This window comes from Fibrobacter sp., assembly GCA_024398965.1.
Taxonomy (GTDB): domain Bacteria; phylum Fibrobacterota; class Fibrobacteria; order Fibrobacterales; family Fibrobacteraceae; genus Fibrobacter.
The window spans coordinates 35,838-54,487 of the sequence record JAKSIF010000002.1; the positions used below are offsets into that span (position 1 = coordinate 35,838).

Annotated in this window: 13 protein-coding genes; 9 read left to right on the top strand and 4 right to left on the bottom strand. The window is 49.2% G+C overall.

The annotated features are described in order from the left end of the window. The first annotated feature begins 16 nt into the window (after positions 1 to 16). From MJZ26_01100 to MJZ26_01120, 5 genes are all read left to right on the top strand, one after another. Positions 17 to 2,077, top strand: a complete 2,061-nt coding sequence (locus tag MJZ26_01100) for a HAMP domain-containing histidine kinase (GenBank protein ID MCQ2104365.1) — start codon at positions 17 to 19, stop codon at positions 2,075 to 2,077. Next, positions 2,078 to 2,791: a response regulator transcription factor gene (locus MJZ26_01105; protein MCQ2104366.1), complete on the top strand. Its 714-nt coding sequence runs from the start codon at positions 2,078 to 2,080 to the stop codon at positions 2,789 to 2,791. Next, entirely contained in the window at positions 2,784 to 5,309 is a 2,526-nt protein-coding gene (locus MJZ26_01110; GenBank protein ID MCQ2104367.1) for a hypothetical protein, read from the top strand. The genes MJZ26_01105 and MJZ26_01110 overlap by 8 nt, the downstream gene beginning before the upstream one ends. A gap of 115 nt (positions 5,310 to 5,424) precedes the next feature. Next, positions 5,425 to 7,194, top strand: a complete 1,770-nt coding sequence (locus MJZ26_01115) for an ABC transporter substrate-binding protein (protein MCQ2104368.1) — start codon at positions 5,425 to 5,427, stop codon at positions 7,192 to 7,194. 101 nt (positions 7,195 to 7,295) lie between these two features. Next, positions 7,296 to 8,096, top strand: a complete 801-nt coding sequence (locus tag MJZ26_01120) for a CDP-alcohol phosphatidyltransferase family protein (protein ID MCQ2104369.1) — start codon at positions 7,296 to 7,298, stop codon at positions 8,094 to 8,096. Here the strand turns inward: MJZ26_01120 and mpaA are convergent, their stop codons facing one another. The 3 genes from mpaA to ruvC are packed head-to-tail and all read right to left on the bottom strand — an operon-like array spanning position 8,097 to position 10,125. Beyond that, a complete protein-coding gene (gene mpaA / locus MJZ26_01125; protein ID MCQ2104370.1) occupies positions 8,097 to 8,822 on the bottom strand; it encodes a murein tripeptide amidase MpaA in 726 nt (241 codons plus the stop codon). 14 nt (positions 8,823 to 8,836) lie between these two features. Further along, positions 8,837 to 9,511: a M15 family metallopeptidase gene (locus MJZ26_01130; GenBank protein MCQ2104371.1), complete on the bottom strand. Its 675-nt coding sequence runs from the start codon at positions 9,509 to 9,511 to the stop codon at positions 8,837 to 8,839. Continuing rightward, on the bottom strand, positions 9,508 to 10,125 hold the full coding sequence (gene ruvC / locus MJZ26_01135) for a crossover junction endodeoxyribonuclease RuvC (GenBank protein ID MCQ2104372.1): 618 nt from the start codon (positions 10,123 to 10,125) through the stop codon (positions 9,508 to 9,510). The genes MJZ26_01130 and ruvC overlap by 4 nt, the downstream gene beginning before the upstream one ends. A gap of 55 nt (positions 10,126 to 10,180) precedes the next feature. Between ruvC and MJZ26_01140 the strand changes: the two genes are divergently transcribed. The 4 genes from MJZ26_01140 to MJZ26_01155 all read left to right on the top strand — a co-directional run bounded on the left by MJZ26_01140 (position 10,181) and on the right by MJZ26_01155 (position 15,725). After that, positions 10,181 to 12,064 carry a CHC2 zinc finger domain-containing protein gene (locus MJZ26_01140; protein MCQ2104373.1) on the top strand — a complete coding sequence of 628 codons (1,884 nt, stop codon included), beginning with the start codon at positions 10,181 to 10,183 and terminating at the stop codon, positions 12,062 to 12,064. Positions 12,065 to 12,083: 19 nt separating this feature from the next. Continuing rightward, complete coding sequence (locus tag MJZ26_01145) at positions 12,084 to 13,277, top strand: glycosyltransferase (protein ID MCQ2104374.1); 1,194 nt, start codon at positions 12,084 to 12,086, stop codon at positions 13,275 to 13,277. Continuing rightward, positions 13,270 to 13,587 carry a Dabb family protein gene (locus MJZ26_01150; GenBank protein ID MCQ2104375.1) on the top strand — a complete coding sequence of 106 codons (318 nt, stop codon included), beginning with the start codon at positions 13,270 to 13,272 and terminating at the stop codon, positions 13,585 to 13,587. Before MJZ26_01145 ends, MJZ26_01150 begins: the two co-directional genes overlap by 8 nt. Before the next feature lie 68 nt (positions 13,588 to 13,655). Continuing rightward, positions 13,656 to 15,725, top strand: a complete 2,070-nt coding sequence (locus MJZ26_01155) for an LTA synthase family protein (GenBank protein ID MCQ2104376.1) — start codon at positions 13,656 to 13,658, stop codon at positions 15,723 to 15,725. A gap of 280 nt (positions 15,726 to 16,005) precedes the next feature. Here MJZ26_01155 and MJZ26_01160 read toward each other — a convergent pair whose 3' ends face one another. After that, entirely contained in the window at positions 16,006 to 18,636 is a 2,631-nt protein-coding gene (locus MJZ26_01160; GenBank protein ID MCQ2104377.1) for an efflux RND transporter permease subunit, read from the bottom strand. Positions 18,637 to 18,650: the final 14 nt, after the last annotated feature.

Here is an 18,650-nt window from a genome sequence, read left to right on the forward strand (position 1 = left end):
TCACTAAAAAGGGTCCATGCAGGTTTCGCGCAACAATCTGCTTTTCATCCTTTTATTTGCGGGGGGTATTATCCTGCCCACCGCAATTCTTGCTTTTTTAAGTTTTAGAAATATTCAAAACGAAGCCTTCCTTGCCCAAAAGAACTTCGACGAAAGTCGAGGCTCTTTCCAGGCTGAAATTGAAGACGCAGTCATCAAGGAACAGAACAAGATTTACCAGGAGACCAAGACGGCCTCCCTGTTCCTGTACGAGCAACCTCAAGGACTTCTTGACTTCGGCCACGCCACAGAATTCAAATCCGTAGAAGGCATTGAAGCCATTTTCCTGTTCAACAAAGGTTCCCTGATCTACCCGGATATTTCCTCTAGGCATTTCCGAAAATCCCTGGAATTTTCGACGTTAACCCCATCAGGCATCGAGAAGAGCCTTTTCCAAGCAGAACAGAACATCAAAGGGGAATCTGCCCAGTCTGCCTACCAAAACCGGGTAGCACGGTCGATGCGTCCCATCACCATGATCTTCGAGACAAAGGAAGACCAAGTTCAAAATATCCTCGGTCTGATTCGATACAATTATCGAAACAAAAAATACGACGAGGCCTTGAAGCTGCTCGAAATTCTCGAAAAGCAGCATCACCTTCAAGGTTATCTTCATGCGGACTTAACCCACTCTATCAACCTGTTGCATTTTGAAATTCTCGTTCAACAGAAGAAGCACCAGGAAGCTCAAGAATACTGCCTTTCCGTACTAAAGCAGTTCCTAGAATCAAACAGCATTGAAGACATTTCCTCTTCAAAGTTTTTCTTTGAAACCGCCTTTACCCAAATTTTGTCCTTTGAAAACCTTCAAAGCGACAAGCGCGAAGCTTTCTGGAATCTTCGAGAAAACTTCAATAGACAGCTCGGCTACATGGATATCCTGTTCAAGCACAAAGACCTGTTCCAGGAAATTCTTGAAAGTGAGGCGGTTGCCAAGGAAGGAATTCTCTACAGCCACGACAATGACATATCCTTGTTCAAGATGTCCTACCCCATTCTTTCTGGGGACCAGGTTGTCATAGCCAAGATTGACAAGGAAGCCTACCAAGAACGTCTTCTTAGCAAGTTGAAAACCGTGGCACAAAGCTGGAAAAACATTCCCTTTGCCATTACTGATAAGAACGAAAAAGTTCTCCTAGGAACAATCCTAGACAGCACCGCGGTTCTTAACCAGACTTCCTTGACCGACGCCTTTGGTTGGGAATTTACTTTGTACGAAAAAGACATGCAGGACATCAAGGCAGAAACGCGCCACCGCATGTTCCTCCTGTACGGTCTAATGCTATTCGCATTGATTACGGTCATATTCGGTTCCGTCTTTATGTTCCGTTTCATCGCGCAAGAAAGAAAGTTGCTCTCCATGAAAGCAAACTTTTTGTCCAGCGTTTCCCATGAGTTGAAAACGCCTCTCACCTCTATCAAGATGTTCGCCGAGATGATGGCTAGAGGCCGCGTGCAAAAAGTCGAAAAAGTGCAGGAATATTCCGGCCTTATTGGCAAGGAAGCTTCCCGCCTAGAAAATTTGATTGGAGCCATTCTAAATTACACCCGCATGGAACACGGTACAGGCGCATTCAAGTGGGAAAAGTTGGACTTTTCCATTTGTGCAAGAAAGGTCTTTGACGCAGTCGAGGATATCGGCGTAGAAAAAGGCATGGAATTCCATACACATTTTGAGCCCAACGTCTTTGTCATGGGAGACTATACCGCATTATACAGCCTTTGTCAAAACCTGATCGAAAATGCAATCAAGTATACCAACGCACCCGGCGAAATATCGGTAGACGTTCATAGCGAAGACAACATGGTTGTATTTTCCGTAACTGACACCGGTGTCGGCATTGCCTCGGCAGAACAAAAGAATATATTTAATGATTTCTATAGAGTCGGGGATGAAATGACCCGAAGCACAAAGGGGTCGGGACTTGGGTTAGCCATCGTAAAACGAGTGGCAGAAACCCACCGGGCAACAATATCACTCATAAGCAAGCCCGGTAAGGGATCCACGTTCACCGTCAAATTTAAGAGGGCAGAATAAATGGAAGACAACTACAAAATCCTAATCGTTGAAGACGAAGAGATTATCCGTTTCGGATTGCAAGACAACTTCGAAATGGAAAACTACATCGTCGAAACTGCCAATGACGGTGAAGAAGCCATCGAAAAGGCGGATTCCTTCCAGCCACACTTAATCCTTCTGGACTTGATGATTCCCAAGAAGAGCGGTTTTGAGGTTTGCCGATACATTCGCAAGAAGCATCCCGAATGCTATATCATCATGTTGACCGCGAAAACCGAGGAAACAAGCAAGGTGGCAGGTCTTGAAATGGGCGCCGACGACTATGTAACAAAGCCGTTCTCCATCCTGGAACTTTTGGCACGAGTCAAGGCATTCTTGCGCCGTCTCGAAACTCAAAAGGCTGTGGCCGCACCAGCCCAGACACCCGACGTCCTGGATTTCCTCAACATCCATGTGGACTTCAAGAAGTTCGAGGCAACCAAGGCCGGAGTCCCTCTAGATTTGACAACTCGCGAATTCCAGGTAATCAAGTATTTCTGGCAACACCGTGGTGAAGTCGTTCTTCGAGAAGATATCCTCAAGGAAATTTGGGGATACAACGACGACAACATGCCCACCACTAGAACAATCGATAATCATATCGTCAACCTCCGAAAGAAAATCGAAGACGACCAAACCAACCCGAAGATCATCATCTCGGTTCGCGGAGCAGGCTACAAGTTCGATGTCTAGTATTTGGGAAACATTATGTAAGGCCAGGCTTTGCGCTCTGCTGGTGGCAGGAATTTCCTGCCTCCAGGGTTTTGCCGTTGCAAGCAAGATGGAAACTTCCATTCAGGAAGCCATCTACATGTTTGAAATGAAGGGCGAAACCAACGAGGCAATCCGCATCCTTACCAAGGTTTCCAACGAAGGCGACCAGGAAGATAAGGAAGAAGCCTTCTTCTACCTAGGAAAAATCCAGGAACTTGCGGGCAACAACAGTTCCTCCAATTTCTACTACAAGCAGAGTCTTGACCGTACAACGGCAACACCCAAAGCCTACTGGCTTGCAGAGCGCAGTGCAGCAACTAGCAACCAGCCAGAAAATCTTCTAAAGTCCCCCCTTGTTCTAAAGAGCCTTATCAAGGAACGCTTTGGGACCAAGCCGACCTACATACAGCTGCAAGACGAGTCTATTAAAAAAATTGAAGACGACAAGCTTGTCAACATCAATGTTTCTCTTCCCGAAAGTGCAAAAATCTTGAACATCAGTTCCCAAGGAATCTGGTACAAGGTTGCAAGCGAAGACAGCCTCGTCTTCAAACCGTTCCATGCGAACAAGGCAGAACGTTCCTACCCCATTTCCGGAATAAAGGGATTCTTCGCCAATGGGGATGAAGTCATTGTACAAGACCAGTCCACGCTGACACTTCTTAACAAGAAAGGCATCAAGACCCAGATAAGTCAAAAGTATGACGGCTGTGTCATTGAAGGTGTGTTCAAGGCTACAAACGAATACATCCTTAACTGCCCAGACAACGCAATTCACTTTATCACCGTGGAAGATGGCACAGAAACAAGAACCATCGCCCAGTTCGATGTCATCAAGAAAGTTCTAGCCGATCGAAACAACCTGTACCTAGTTTCAAGTAACTACCTCTATTGCTACATCCCCAAAAGAAGCAACGCACCCTTATGGAAGATCGCCGTCGGCAGCGTGGAATACCTATTCATGTTCGAGAAGAACATCGTCCTTCTTGAAGCCTCCGGACGAATCGCCTTGATAGATCCCTCAACAGGTTTCACCCGAGTAACCGTTAGGAGCGACGCTTCCGCAATCCATACCCTCGCCGAAGGAACTTTAGGCCTGTTCACAAGCGAAGGCGCCATCACCGCAGTAGACACCTTGTTGCGTCCGCTATGGCATTTTAACTTTGCTAAGCCCATCGAACATTCCCCCATTTATACAAACGGTAACATCTATCTTTACTTCGGAGATCGAAAGCTTCAGTCCATAGCTCCGAGATACTACGGAAAGCGACCGCTACAATCTGAAATCATGGCCAAGAAAGCCGCCCAGCTGAGCGAAGAAGAAGAATGGGACGAACTACCCTCTGCACTCGACAGTCTTTTCAAGTTGGAACCCGGAAATGCCGAGGGCTGGTTCTTCAAGGCTTTGTTCCTTGAAAAGAAGAACGGTTCCGACAAGGAAAAGCAAAAAGCCTGGTCCGAAGCCGTTCGACTTTCCGTCAGCAACCCCCTTGTTACCAACCTTATCCTAAATCGATACGGAAAGGCCATTGGGGCAAAGTTTGTAAGTCTGCTGCCGACTTCCCCCAAGACTCGTTACCCCCAGTTCTTTAGCAACAAGAAGAACCTGTTCACCATCGACCCCTCTGCAGACAGGCTGCTCTGCATCAACGTAGATAATGGAGAACTTCGATGGTCAAGAAACGTAGGCAAACTCGACAACAGTCCGGTTATCGCAAATGACGAAAACACCTTAGCCATTGCCTCCGGGTACAACCTGGCCATCTACGACCTAAATAAGGATTTTGACCCCACAATAATCCAACTCCCCGGAAAAGCTTTCGAAGCCAAGGTCTACAATAACGCAACCTATATTTCCACCTGGAACGGATACCTCCTTAAGATACTGCGTTCCGAAAACAAGTTGGCCTGGTCCAGAAAAATATTCTCTGTACCCTTCCTCATCTCCAAGAACGACGAAATCATCCACGTAAGCAACTTGGATGGTGAAATAGTGGATGTAGACGACAATGCCGGCCAAACAAGGGAAGGTTCTTCTAGAAAAATCATGAATTCCATAACCCATTTGGCCAGCACTGATTCCATTCTTGTAGCAGCCTCAGGCAACAACCGCCTGTATATATTCAACAAAAACCAGGGAGACAAGCCCCCCGTCCAGATACTCCAGGAAGCCTCCATCGTATCATTACAAATTACCCAGGACCAAGGCGAAAACAGGATTCTTATTGGCCTTGCAGACCAATCCATTTTGCTCTATACAGAAACGGGAGCCCCTCTCTGGAAGTTCCAGGGAAAGAACTCCATTTTCACAAAACCCTACGTAAAAGACGGCGAAGCATGGATTGATCAAGGTAACGAAGTTGTTGGAATTTCCCTAAAAGACGGTAAAACCACAAGGAAATTCAGCACTCCCGGAGGAGCAGGGACCCCCTTCATTATGAACAAGACCATGTTCAGTGCTTCCCCAAAGCGGTTGCTTTACGGCTTCAATTTGTAATATTTACGTAACATATTCCAAATTAGACTGAATTACAGCTCTTGTAAAAAAAAATTGGTGGTTTTTTGTAACAAATGTCACTAAATTTTCAATGATATTTCCAACCGGAAACAAGATGAGCTTATCAATGACGTTTTCTCGATTCTTTTTCAAGGGATTGCTGGCCCTAACGAGCCTAACCTTATTCGCATGCAATGAGGAATCCAAGGAAGTCGCCGAAAAAGACAATTCCGACTATCCTCGCATGGAAACCCTTTATATTGGAGGCTTCGACTGGGCTCCCCCCTCCAACTTCAACCCCCTGAATTACGACCCCAATTTCCCGATTGACGGCAACTGCCGTTTGTCTTACGAAGCCCTGTTGGCATTTAACCAGTTGAGTGGTGAACTGGAACCCATGCTCGCCGACAGCTACACGGTCAGCGACAGCTCCATTTCCGTCCATCTGGACACTCGCGCCAAATGGAACAACGGCCAACCGGTCACTGTGGACGACGTCATCTACACATTCCAGATTGACTCCATTCTCCCCACCCCCCGCCATGGCAACTGGGAATACCTGAGCAAGGTTACTGCAGACAACAACAACAATGTGACTTTCCACTACGGCAAAATCAAGAATCCGCTCATCATCTTGAACGCCCTTGCCGAAACATCCATCTTGCCCAAGTCCATTTTTGAACCGCTAATCCAATCGGCCAAGTCAGGAAAGACCTACGACATGGCAAAGATTACCGAATTCAAGAATGACTCCGCCCTTGTGATTTCCGGCCCCTATGAACTCAAGTCCTACTCTCCGGAACAAATTGTTTTGGAAAGAAACGACAACTACTGGGGCAACGTAAAGTACAACGGCAAGAAGCCCGCACCCAAGTTCATCATCCATTCCCTCTACAATGGCAACAACCACTTCAACAGCGCCATGACCAAGGGTAACCTGGACATTTCCTCCGTGTTCCTGCCCCGCATTTGGGACAAGGCTCGCGATAGCATCCGCGCCTGGAGCCGTAACGAACCTTACCACCAGCCGGGTTCCATCACCACCCTCATTATTGCCCATCACGCAGAACCATTCAACGACGTAGCCATCCGCCGCGCCATGATGCATGCAATCAACTTTGAAAAAATCAAGTCCAGGGCAGTATCCAACTACACTCCCGCAGTGCAGCCTGGCTTCATTCTCCCCTTCGGAATTGAATCCAAGTATTTCAACAAGGAAGATGCCGAAAAGTACGGTTACAGCTACGATATTGAAAAAGCAAAGTCTATTCTTTCCGATGCAGGCTACAGCTGGGACAGCGAAGGCAAGCTCTTGAACAAGAAGGGCGAACCTGTCCGTAGTTTCACTATCGAATGCCCCCAAGGCTGGACCGACTGGGAAGACGCAATCAAGGTTGTGGTTGAATCCTTCAACGAAATCGGTCTTTCTGCCGAAGAAAAGTTTGTGGACTACGGTGCCTGGGACAAGGACCTTCGTCTTGGATCCTTCGACCTGGCCATGAAGACCCAAACCGCAGAATTGTCCGCAGCATCACCTTGGAATCGCTTTGAACAGTTTATGGGCAAGTTCTCCTACAAGCCCGTAGGTGAAGAAGCCTTTGCAAACCAGGGCCGCTACAAGAACGACGATGCCTACAAGCTGATTTCCGACATTCCGGCCATGACCGAAGAAAAGGACCTGGTTGCAGCCTACAGAGAACTGAACAAGATCTTCATGGAAACCATTCCTGTGCTTCCGGTGATGTACCGTCCCACACAATACTACCAATTCTCTACCAAGTATTGGACCAACTTCCCCACCGAAGAAAACCCCTACGCGCCGCCTCAAATTCTAATCGTAGCAGCGGGTATTAAGGCTCTTTGGGGAATCAAGCCGGTTAAGTAACAAAAATGCTTTTTTATCAGAAAAACGCTCCTAAAAGGGCGTTTTTTTGTTTTTTCCCCCATAAATAATCTATTTTTCGCAAGACACTTTATGTGGAGGATATGATGGGTAAATCTCGTTTCATTTTGCCGAACGCATTCACTAGCATGAATTTCCTGCTGGGCGTTTTCGCTATCTGCTGGGCAACTGGAGCATTCAGTTCCTTTACTACTTCCGACCCCATCCGTATGGCTTCGTATTTCATCGTCCTTTGCGTTCTCCTGGACAAACTGGATGGTTTTGCCGCACGCCTGGTAAACGCCAGTTCCGAATTCGGCGCCCAGTTCGACAGTCTGGCCGATTTGATCGCATTTGGCGTAGCCCCGGCATTCACCCTGTTCTTTACCTACAAGACCATGGCACCGGAATGGTTCCAGTCCAATGCAGTTCTGCTGATTGTTGCATTCTCCATCTACGTACTCTGTGCGGCAATGCGCTTGGCTAAGTACAACGCCTGCGACTCCGACACATATCACCACCATTTCTCCGGATTGCCTTCCACCTTTGCAGGCGCAATTAACGCCATTCTGGTGGTCTATCTGAAATCTAAGGGTCTGTTCGCCAACACCGAAAGCGCAATGATCTACATTCCCGTTTTCGTAATGCTGATTACAGGTCTCCTGATGGTAAGTCCGCTGTTCTTGCCCAAGCTCCAGCCCCGCAAGAATGTGGCATTCAACGCCTTCCAGGGATTCCTCATTGTAGTCACCTACATCTGCGGTTTCACTTTCGTGTCCGAAAAGATCCCCTTCGTCACCGAATACCTGCTGCTCCTCATGGCCTGCTACATCGTCATCGGTTTCAGCCTGGGCCTTATTCAGCGCAAGAAGATCATTGCCGAAGCAATGGCAGAAAAGAAATAGCTAGAGTTTTTCTAGAAGTTCAATGAAGGATTGACCATAACGGTCGAATAGGGCTTCTAGAGACATCCTGGGCAATTCCAAGGTAACGCACTCCATGAGTGCGTTTTTTTGTTCTTGAGACGGATTGCCGCAAGACTGTTCTTTACACCATGTACCAAGGCTGCCCGGCGTAGGATAGCCGATATCCGGCAGCCACGGGAGGTTGAAAGCCTTACAGAAAAGATCCACTAGAGGAGTCCTGCTGGGGGCATCCACACAGGCGATGGGCGCATGCATCGAGACGATGGAAGCGGGCTTCAGCTGGGCGATTAGGTCCAGCAGGGCACGAACCTCGGGCTCGCTGCCGCCGGCAGTTCCGGCCGTAAGGACCGTATCACGAGGAGCCTCCAGGACAGAGCGTGACATGACGTCCCCTGCAGTCCAGTTTGACGTGGGAAAATTGCGGTTAAGGTCCACCCCACGCAGGTTACCGCGAGTCCCAAGGGTCATGCCATCGGGATTGGCACACAGCACGAAGGCCACGTTCTTGAAGGGGCGGTCAAAAGCCCGAAGGCAGCGGCTCAACAGAAAGGTCGTCTCCGGCTCTTCGCCGTGGATTCCTGCAATCACCAGAATGCGGCAAGGTCCCTCACAGGGAACGTACTGCAGAACCGATCCCTGAAGGGACCGTCCATATTCCTTAAGAGGCAGACGAAATATTCCACGGGACGAAGATTCAAGAGCCATAGCGAGTCCCTAAATCAAATAAAGTACGGATAGATGTATTCTTCCGCCAACTTGTCCAAATTGTCCAGAAGGGCGGACTTGCAGGCAATATCGGTCTTCTCATAGATGGAACGAAGTTCCTTGAGGTCAAACTCTTCCAGTAGTATTCTTGAAGAAGGAAGATGTGCGATATGCCACTTCTCCGGCTGAATTTTGCCACGTCCGGGAACAAACACGCGGCTAAAGCCGAAGGCCTCGTCAGCGTCCATCAATTCAGTCAACTTCTTGTGGAAAGGAGCAAACATGCCATCGCATTCCGCAGGAGTCAGTTCCACCTCATACCCTTCGGGACAGGCATTACCATCCACCACATCAAGGTCCGTACCCAAGTGGTGGCGGCTGGCGCCAGGAAGTGCAGACCAAGTGAGAATCGCATACATCAACTGTTCTTCGTCTGCAGGCCTCTCCATGGGAACGCCGCTAGCATCAAGGAGTTTCAATTCACCTTTGGCCTTACGGTTCCAGATACTGAGTTGGCGTTCGAAAGGGCGGTAAGCGGATTCCAAGCGAAGAGAAAAGCCATATTCACTTAAACGGGCTTTTAGTTTGTTGTAATTAGGCAAAATTACTTTATCAACAACATAGCCATCTACGTTTACAAAATCAGAGGAATCGGGCTGTCTAAATCCATAGCAATTCAGAGAACTCATTTTATAGTTCCTCCCATTTTTTCAATCAAGTCCATCCACTGCTTGGTGGTAGCTTTTTTCTTTCTGGATGTTAGAGACTTGGCATTTAAAGTTTTTCCAGTTCCTTTCGAAACAGTCTTGGAAGCGCTACAAAGAGCCACCGCTAAAGGCGAGGGATTCGCATGTGTCCAGGCAATGGCCAAGGCGTCGGATGCATCGAGAGGAAGGTCGCCGCCTTGAATTCCAAAACGGGCAAAGATCATGTTGGCCACCTGTTCCTTGCTGGCGGCACCATCACCGGTAACAGCCTGCTTAACAACCTTTGGTGGATATTCGTTGAAACTCATTCCACGACGTTTGCATGCCACAAGGACTGCTCCACGGATGTGTCCCAGCACCAAGGCACTTTTGGGATTTTTTGCAAAAAACACCCCTTCCATACCTAGCGATTCCGGTCGGTACTTATCCAGCAATTCTTCCAATTTGCTTACAATATGAAGAAGCCTATCTTCCAAAGCCTTGCCTGCGGGGGCATGGATTGTTCCATACTCCAGAACTTTCGGCATCTGAAAGCCTGTATCTATAAATGCATACCCTGTTGTTATAGAACCGGGGTCAATCCCAAGGATAATCATGCAATGAAAAATAAAAAATATCTAGATTTCATTGAGTAAAAGCAAGGAGTCCACTATGCTTATCGATCAAGAACGTGCAGGCATTATTATGCGCACCAATACCCATCCGCGCCAGCTGGGAATTCCTCTCAGCCGTTGGGGTCGAAACCTTATCGCCTGCTGCCCGTTTCATTCTCCCGAAGAAACGTCCTTGTTCTTTTATGACGCCTTAGGATATTGGCGCTATCGCTGCCTTCAATGCGGCAGCGAAGGCGATCTTATCGAGTTTGTTATGCGGAGCCGTTTCAACGGCCTCGAAGAGCCCGCAGCCCGAGCAGAAGCCCTGGACTTTCTTGGCACACTAGAACCTGATCACGAGACACAGGATGAACACCCTTGGCTTAAAGAAGTCGGTGGTGAAAAATCCAAGGTTCTGGAAAATTTCGTTCGCTACTGCCACTGGGCTGCCTGCAAGAGCCCTTCTTCTGCTGAATTTTTACAGTCCCGCGGCTGGAGCATCGGACAGGCCCAGCTTTACGGCATCGGCTACTACAGCGGCGACCCTGAGCCTTTCGTCAGCTACTGCATGATGGCCGGCATTGAGCGCCACCAGATCAGTTTCTACCTGGACAACCTGGAAGCTTATCACGAACCGCGCATTACCATTCCGGCACGAAACTCCAAGGGGTTAATCCATTCCGTATATGGTCGCCTCATTGACGATTCCATTGGTGCGCACACCTACGTTTCCTATGCATCCGGCCCTAGCGATATTCCTTTCAATATCCAGCCCGAAAACAGCAAGCCTATCATTGTAGAAGGATTCTTTGATGCTCTGACTGCCGACCTGGCAGGCATTCCTGGCGTAGTTTCCACCATGTACCAGGAACTGAGCCAAAGCCATCTCTATAAGCTCAAAGCCTGCGGTGCTGATTCCGTCACTGTAATCCTCAGGCGCGAACAGGACCGTAGAGTCCAGGAATTCCGTATCCAGAAGTACCTGAAGATGGCAGAACAGCTGAACATGAAGTTCAAGTCCATTGTTCTGCCCAAGGGCGAAACCGTTGATGAAGTCATTAGAAGAAACGGCGCCGACCAGCTGGTTACCCTCATTGATCAGACCGAAGAGGATACCGTTCACACCCATCGTCGTTCCATGCTGTTGCAGGACATCAAGGAAAACTTTGATACCGCAATGGGCTGTCCGCCAGATGTAAGCGTGGGCTATGCATTGAATACTTTCCCCAAACTGACTCAAATCATCGACGGTATCCAGTCCGGATGTTTCTACGTCTCTTCAAAGCCCTTCGGTCTCAAGACCACATTGCTTTCCAGCTTTGCACTGGACCTTCTTGAAAGCAACCCGAAGCTGAAGCTTATCTACGTGGCACTGGAAACTCCTCGCCGCCAGATTTTCGACCGTCTCGTCGCCATGCTTATCGGAGAATCCGTTCTTACCGTACGCAAGCAGAGCGAAGACGAAGCTGTCAACCAGAAGATTCTGGAAGCCACACGTCAACTCATGGGCTATGTCAGAAACAACCGTCTTGAAATTTGGGACGACCAACCTGTATTCGACAACAAGGACTTGCTGGAAACCCTGAAGGAAGAAGTCAAGGAACATCCGAACCTGGTGGTAATTATCGATGGTATCGACCACCTGAAGGTCGCAGACCACATGGACCTTTCTGATATCCATGAACGTCGCGCCTCCGTGATTCTTGACCTCTACAAGGCTCTTGATATTCCGCTGTTCCTTGGCGGTGAACTGATTGACTCGGAACAGGGTCTGGTTGGCCCCCGCGCCTACCTGAGAGATTCCGACGCCATCTACTGGCTGGAATCCAAGGGCGGCAACCTGTTCATGAACGTAGATTCCAAGCGTCTTGGCAGCAGCCAGCTATACCAGGGTAACCTGAGCATCGATCCGCTGTCTAACCGCATGCAGGAAGAAGCCTAAGCGAATCAGGGCTTTACGAATGTTCACCATCGTAGACTTCAACAACTTTTGGAGCCCCTCAGGAGGCGGTGTCCGCCGATACCACCTGCAAAAGATGGCGTACTACCAACAGCAAAGCGAAGTACTTTCTGTATTTGTCATGCCCGACTCCAAGACATTTACAGAAAAGAAAAGCGACGGACTGATCATTGAACACGTCGAAGCATACCGCTTCCCTGGCAACTGGGAATACCGATTCATCTGGAAGCAAAAGCAGATTCAGCCGATTCTACGCAAGTACATGCCCCAGGTCATTGAAGTCGGCTCCCCCTACATCTTGCCGTCTGTTGTCCGCAAAGCGGTTCGCAAGGTTTGTCCCAAGGCAGCACTGCTCAGTTTCTGGCATGCGGACTTCCCCGTCACCTACGTGGAACGCCCTGTCGCCAACAAGTTCGGGAAAACTCTCGGTAGGATCTGTCGAAAAATTGCATTCTGGTATGCCCGCCGAGAATTCAACAAGTATGACGGCATCCAGGTTTCCTGCAAGGAAGTCATGGAGCGCCTCGACCAGAATCATCTTCCCAAGTCCCATTGGATTCCGCTGGGTTGCGACATCCAGATGTTCTCTCCCGAGAAGCGAGACGAGGAACTGGTCAAAAACTTAAAGGACGGCAATCCTGAGCGATTAACAATTTTCTTCCCCCACCGTTTCTGTGCGGAGAAGGGTATCGAGTTAATGTTAGGCGCCTACCCCATCATTGCAGACAAACTCAAATGTGATCCTGCCTTGATATTTGCAGGCACAGGCCCATACCTGCCCCAGGTTCAAGAAGCCGTAAGCAAGTATCCGCGCATCCAGTACGCAGGCTTCATCAAGTCCATTGACGATATGGCAAGGCACTACGCCAGTGTGGACTTAGGCATCGCCCTCTCTGGCTGGGAAACCTTTGGATTGTCCATTCTTGAAAGCATGGCCAGCGGAAACGCCCAGGTTGGCGCCGCCACAGGAGCCGCTGCGGAACACGTCAGGGAATCAGGCGCGGGCACCATCCTGGAAACAAGAACGCCTGAAGCCCTGGCAGACGCCATCGTAAACCTGTACCATCAGGATCTTACACAAAAGAAACTTAACGCCCGCAAGTATGCGGAAAATTTCAGTTGGGATCATTGCTTCAAGCGCCAGCTGGACCTGTATAAAGAAATCTCAAAACAAAAAGGAACCTACAATGATTAGACATATCGTTTGGTGGAAATTGAAAGCCGAAGCCGAAGGCGCAACTGCTAAGGAAAACGGCGAAAAGCTGGTAGCCGCATTCCACGCCCTGGAAGGCAAGATTCCGGGTCTGGTCAGCATCGAGTCCGGTCTCAACTTCAACAAGAGCGAACTGGGCAATGGCGACATCGAATACGATATCGCACTTGACACGACCTTCCGCACCAAGGAAGCTTTGGACTTCTATCAGGGCCACCCGGATCATCAAGCCATCGTTGGCTTTGTGAAGAAGGTTGTTACCGAACGCCGCGCCGTCGACTTCGAATACTAATCTTACCGAGGCTTACATCGTCTTTGGGACTCCCATTAGCGGGAGCCCCATTTTTTATATTTACATTCATGAAGAAAAAGATTGCAGATGTCATCAGTAAGGTAGCGCCCTACCTGGTTCCCTTCAAGAACTTGATTCCCATTTCCCTGGCGGTCTGGTGCACCCACATCATCTTTCGCTTCTTGCTATTGTTCCGTAACAACCCTTACGGATTCCCCTTTGTAAGCAAGCCCGACTGGTACATTTTCCACGCCATCTGCATTGACTTCATCTGGATTGTCAAGGCGCTGCTGGTGTTCCTTGTTGCAGGAGCCATCGCCAAGTTTGTTGGAAGCAAGTTGAATATCAAGAGCAAGGTTTCCCTTGTTAAGGTAATCTCGATTATTTTCGTAATCTTCCACGTTGTCATCATGTTCTTGAGCGCCTTTGACAATGAGATGCAGCGTTTCCTGGGTTGCCATCTTTCCTTTGGCATTGCAAACACCTACAAGGACGCCTCCTCCCTGATCATGCTCTGGGATTATGTTGGCAACGACTTGTCCATTCCCTATCTGCAGGTTTTCATCGCCCTCTTCATGTACCCTCTGACCTACGGTTTCTACCGCCTTTGGGCTAAGAAGGGACTTACCGGAAAGAAGACCCTTGTGGGCATGTTGATTTTCCTTATCGCCTCTAGCCTTTTCATCAATGTCATCTGGACAGGTAACGCTCGCATGAAGAAGCTGCGTCCCATGGTGACCTTGATCTATAACGAAATCTTCGAAAATTCTGGCAGCGGAAACCTGACTCCGGAAAAGCTTCCCAGTTACGCCGATTCCTACCAGAAAATCTGGCAGCAGATTGAAGGCGACGACCTCTGGGAATTCCCCAAGGATCAAGGCAAGACTCCTCTTTACCGCACTCCCAAGGCTGCCCTGCTGCAGGACGAAAAGTTGCTGGAAAGAAGAAACCAGAAACCCAATTTCCTGGTCATCTTCATGGAATCCCACAGAGGCATGAACACCGGCTTTTTGAACCTGGACAAGCCCTCCCCCACACCCTACTATGACTCCATAGCAGCTAACGGCAGAATCTGGGAACGCATGCATACCAGCGGTCTTCCCACCACAGGCGGTGTTCTCACATCCCACACAGGCCTTCCCCACCATTCCTATAAGGCCGAAGCCACGGAACTGGCTCACGTAAGCCTTCCTAGTTACGCATCCATTTTGCGGGACTCCGGCTACGTGACCCACTACTTCTCCGCAGCAGACCCTGCCTGGGACAATCTGGGCGTCTGGATGTCCAAATGGTACACAGCACAGCACTACGACCGTAACCGCGAAGATGATTCCACCTTCTTTGACCATACCACAGCATACGTCATCGACACCTTGGCTAAGGAAGGCAAGCCGTTCCTGGTCACCATCACTACACGCTCCAACCATTACCCCTTCAACTTTGCCGCGGGCATGACTGACGAAGAAAAGGCAAGACCCCTGACCGAGCGCATCAACGTCACCATGAACTATGCCGACCGCCAGCTGGCACGCTTTATGCGTGCTGTTGAAAAGGAAGAATGGTACAAGAACACCTACGTGATTATCCTTGCAGACCACGCCTTCCCCTTGGGCGAAAACGGCGTTTCCACCATGAACGGCGGCGGTTTTTCCAACGCCACCTGGATTCCCTTCATGATCTACGGTAACGGCATCGAACCGGGCCGCGATACAGTTGAAACCTCCCAGATTGATATCGCCCCCACCATCATGGAACTGGCCGGTATGGCTGTGCCCAACATGTTCATGGGGCATAACTTACTACGTTCTGCGAAGGCCGCAGTTGAAGATTCCGCTATAGCAAAGGATCCTGCAGAAACCACGTCAAATGATTCCGTGGAAACCTCTGTAGCAGTTGTTGATAAGCGCGAAGGCCTCTCCCTGGGAGCCTACTTCGGATACGCCGCTATCGGTATGAACGGCAAGCGTCTGATTTCCAAATATCCTATCGACGAATCCACCGAATGGCTATTCAACGACAGCGATACCCACCAGAAAAATAACCTGGCCGAAAGCGAAAAGGAAACCGTCAAGGTCCTCAAGGAAAAGCTTGACACCCTCATCAAGATTTCCGATTACGCCTTGGAAATCGGATTCTGATCCGCCGACAAGTCGTCTCGAAACCAGGGAAAATTACCTGTAGGACTAAAAAAGCATCCCCTTGTTTTTCGTCCTATTTTTTCTCAACAAAGCAACGATTTTTTAGGACTAAACTTTGCACGATTAAGTTTTGGTCCTACAAATCACGAGAAAAACAGTCCAACAACCACCAAATCATTAAAAAAAATAGGACTAATCCACTCCTTGCGGGGATTTAGTCCTATGTTAAGCAGAAAACCGTTTCATTAATTCACGAAACGGGCAAGATTCCTAACGTTTGTTATTTCTTCTTCAGCCAGGAACCGCACAGGTACATAGAGAAGATGATGCTAGTCACCAGGAACATGGCAATGCCGAGGCAAGCCAAATCGCCGATTCCCTTAAGGCCGCGGTGAGTGGTAAAGAGGAAGCCCACAAAGCCTGCGATAGTGGTGCAGGAACTGGCGATGACGTTACGGCCAGTGGTGTCTATCAACTGACGGAGGCTCATGTTCTTTTCGGACGTCCAGGATGTGATCATGTGGATGGTGGCGTCAATGCCAATGCCCAAAGTCATGGGAATCACAATCACATTGTAGATGCTGATCTTGCCGAATTCAAACATATCCGTAAGCAAACCCATCAAGCCGAGAGTGAGCACCACACCCATGCCAAAGGAGACGCAGCCAGCCGCAAAGAGACGGGGTTTTCTGAAGGATACCACCAAGGTACCAAAGATTACCAGGATGATGACAAAGGCAAGTCTAAAGCTATCCTGCTTCACAGATTCGATTACGTCGGAAAGAATGAACTGGGAAGAGAAGGTGCGAAGATTTTCGCCATCGAAGTTCCAGTGGCCATAACGTTCCTGGAAACGGTGCAGGGCATGGGCGTCCCAGCTGGGGAAATCGCCGTAGATAAAGCCAATCTTACCGTAGGAGCCATCCTTTTCTCTCAGGATATCCAGAGTCCAGGCAGGCACATCTTCGGCAGTAAAGGTTTCTTCCACTGCAGAAAGCTTACGCAGGGTTGCGATGTTCGTGGAGTCTTCCCCTTCGGCGCGGTCAAAGACGCGGGCTTCAGCAAGGTCGCGGATTTCCTCGATGATTTCAAGGCGGGCCTTCTGGGAATCCACGGGCGGAACAAAACTCTTCAGCGTAAGGAAGCTGCCCAGAGTAGAATCCTTTTCCACGTGGAGGCGGACCATCAGCGTATCATAAAGCTTGTCCAACTGCTCAGAGGTGGAGCCCATGACAGCGGCAGGCGTAGAAGTCACTGCGCGGTTTGTTGCGCGGGTCACCTTGGTAGAAATCTTCTTGTTGTTTGTTTTCACCACCGTAGATACGCGGCGCAGGTTCTTCATGTTGTGTTCGAAATCCACATCCTTCACAAAGACGAGAGAAACTGCACCCAGCACGAAGCCGATGATAGCTGCATACTTGAAGAACTTGAAGATTTGCGCGTCATTCCAGCTTCTAGGGAAGAAACTATTCTGAGGAGCAGCAGGAATACCGCCCATGCACTTCACAAATACAGGAAGCACCAGAAGCGATGTCAGCATACTGAACAGCACACCGCTGGAAGCCACCACGCCGAATTCATAGAAGCCCTTGAAATGGGCTGCAAGCAAAGTCAAGAAGGCTGCAATCGTCGTAAAGCTTGCCAAGATGAAGGGTTTCATCATCTTCTTCTGAGCTTCTTCAAGAACCTCTTCCAAGGTGGCGCACTTATGAAGCAGCTTCTGAGCCGTTCCAAGCATGTGGATGGAATAGTCAATGCCAATGCCCAAGATGATGGATGCCACAAACACCGTAAAGGGATTCAACTTGCCGTAGAATATTGCAGTAAAGGCGAAGGTAGGAATGCAAGCGTAAAGCACGGAGGCCGTCACCAGAATCGGGCCCTTGACGCTGCGGAAGAAGAACATGGTCAGCACAATGATCAGCACAAGGCTAATGGCAAAAGAGAAGATACTGTCGTTAGCAACTTCGTCCACTTCCTTGAGGCCTTCGTAGGTTCCTTCCACAGTAAAGCGGGTCGGTACAGGATAAGTCTTGGCGCTGAAGTGAGCCAGCAGAGAATCGGTACGTTCCAGAATGTGGGTAACGAATTCATAGTCCGTAGAAGGCTTGATCAGCTTAGCGTTCACCACACCGTTAAAGAGAATCTTACCGGTGCTGTCAGGGCGAGGAGAGCCAAGCAAGCGGGTCTTCAAATGTTCAGGCAAATAAGCCTTGGGATTCCATTCCTCAGAGGACGCAGTCTTTGTCTGGACGGAATCCTTATTGTTCTTCTTGAAGAAAGAGTCGAACGCACCGACAGCTTCTTCGGGGAGGCCCAGTTCCTGAGGCAACTTGGCATCAAACCAAACACGTTCCTTTTTTTCTGCAGGGGCGGCAGCCTGAGTTGCAGAATCGCCAGAAGCATTACCGTCAAGATCTTCCAACAGGTCAACTACCAGAGGGCCGTTCTTGCGGCCGATTTCCAGCTGCAAGTCTTCCAAGTTGTCGCGGATACGTTCCAAGTGGCTCACCGGCAGATACAGGAGAGCGTTATCCTTGAAGAACTGATTGTCGTTATCAATCTGGGTAGAAACGAAATCACCTTCCCAATTCTTGTGGATGTAGTCGCTGATGGAATCCTGCAGCGCAGCCACCAGTTCCACGTCCTCACTCTGGATGGCAATCATAAACTTGTCGGTACTTCCAAAGCGGCTGAAGGACTCCTCGAGAGCCTTCACGCTGGGAGTATCTTCTGGCAGCAAGTGAGACAAGTCCGCATCAAGTTTCAATCCCGGATACTTCAGGATTGGGAAAGCCATGAGCAAAGCTAGAATCAAGTAGAAGGCCAAGGCCTTGTACTTATGCTTGCAAACCAGAGGAATGTACCACTGGGAAAATTTTTCCTGGAATGATTTCTTTTCTTTCATCATTGTACCCCTAAAAT

Excerpts from the sequence above, each read along its gene's own strand:
- MJZ26_01130 (MCQ2104371.1), bottom strand. The coding sequence starts at position 9,511 with ATGAGTTCTCTGAATTGCTATGGATTTAGACAGCCCGATTCCTCTGAT.
- ruvC (MCQ2104372.1), bottom strand. The coding sequence starts at position 10,125 with ATGATTATCCTTGGGATTGACCCCGGTTCTATAACAACAGGGTATGCA.
- MJZ26_01105 (MCQ2104366.1), top strand. The coding sequence starts at position 2,078 with ATGGAAGACAACTACAAAATCCTAATCGTTGAAGACGAAGAGATTATC.
- MJZ26_01120 (MCQ2104369.1), top strand. The coding sequence starts at position 7,296 with ATGATGGGTAAATCTCGTTTCATTTTGCCGAACGCATTCACTAGCATG.
- MJZ26_01115 (MCQ2104368.1), top strand. The coding sequence starts at position 5,425 with ATGAGCTTATCAATGACGTTTTCTCGATTCTTTTTCAAGGGATTGCTG.
- MJZ26_01155 (MCQ2104376.1), top strand. The coding sequence starts at position 13,656 with ATGAAGAAAAAGATTGCAGATGTCATCAGTAAGGTAGCGCCCTACCTG.
- MJZ26_01145 (MCQ2104374.1), top strand. The coding sequence starts at position 12,084 with ATGTTCACCATCGTAGACTTCAACAACTTTTGGAGCCCCTCAGGAGGC.
- MJZ26_01140 (MCQ2104373.1), top strand. The coding sequence starts at position 10,181 with ATGCTTATCGATCAAGAACGTGCAGGCATTATTATGCGCACCAATACC.
- mpaA (MCQ2104370.1), bottom strand. The coding sequence starts at position 8,822 with ATGGCTCTTGAATCTTCGTCCCGTGGAATATTTCGTCTGCCTCTTAAG.
- MJZ26_01100 (MCQ2104365.1), top strand. The coding sequence starts at position 17 with ATGCAGGTTTCGCGCAACAATCTGCTTTTCATCCTTTTATTTGCGGGG.
- MJZ26_01150 (MCQ2104375.1), top strand. The coding sequence starts at position 13,270 with ATGATTAGACATATCGTTTGGTGGAAATTGAAAGCCGAAGCCGAAGGC.
- MJZ26_01160 (MCQ2104377.1), bottom strand. The coding sequence starts at position 18,636 with ATGATGAAAGAAAAGAAATCATTCCAGGAAAAATTTTCCCAGTGGTAC.
- MJZ26_01110 (MCQ2104367.1), top strand. The coding sequence starts at position 2,784 with ATGTCTAGTATTTGGGAAACATTATGTAAGGCCAGGCTTTGCGCTCTG.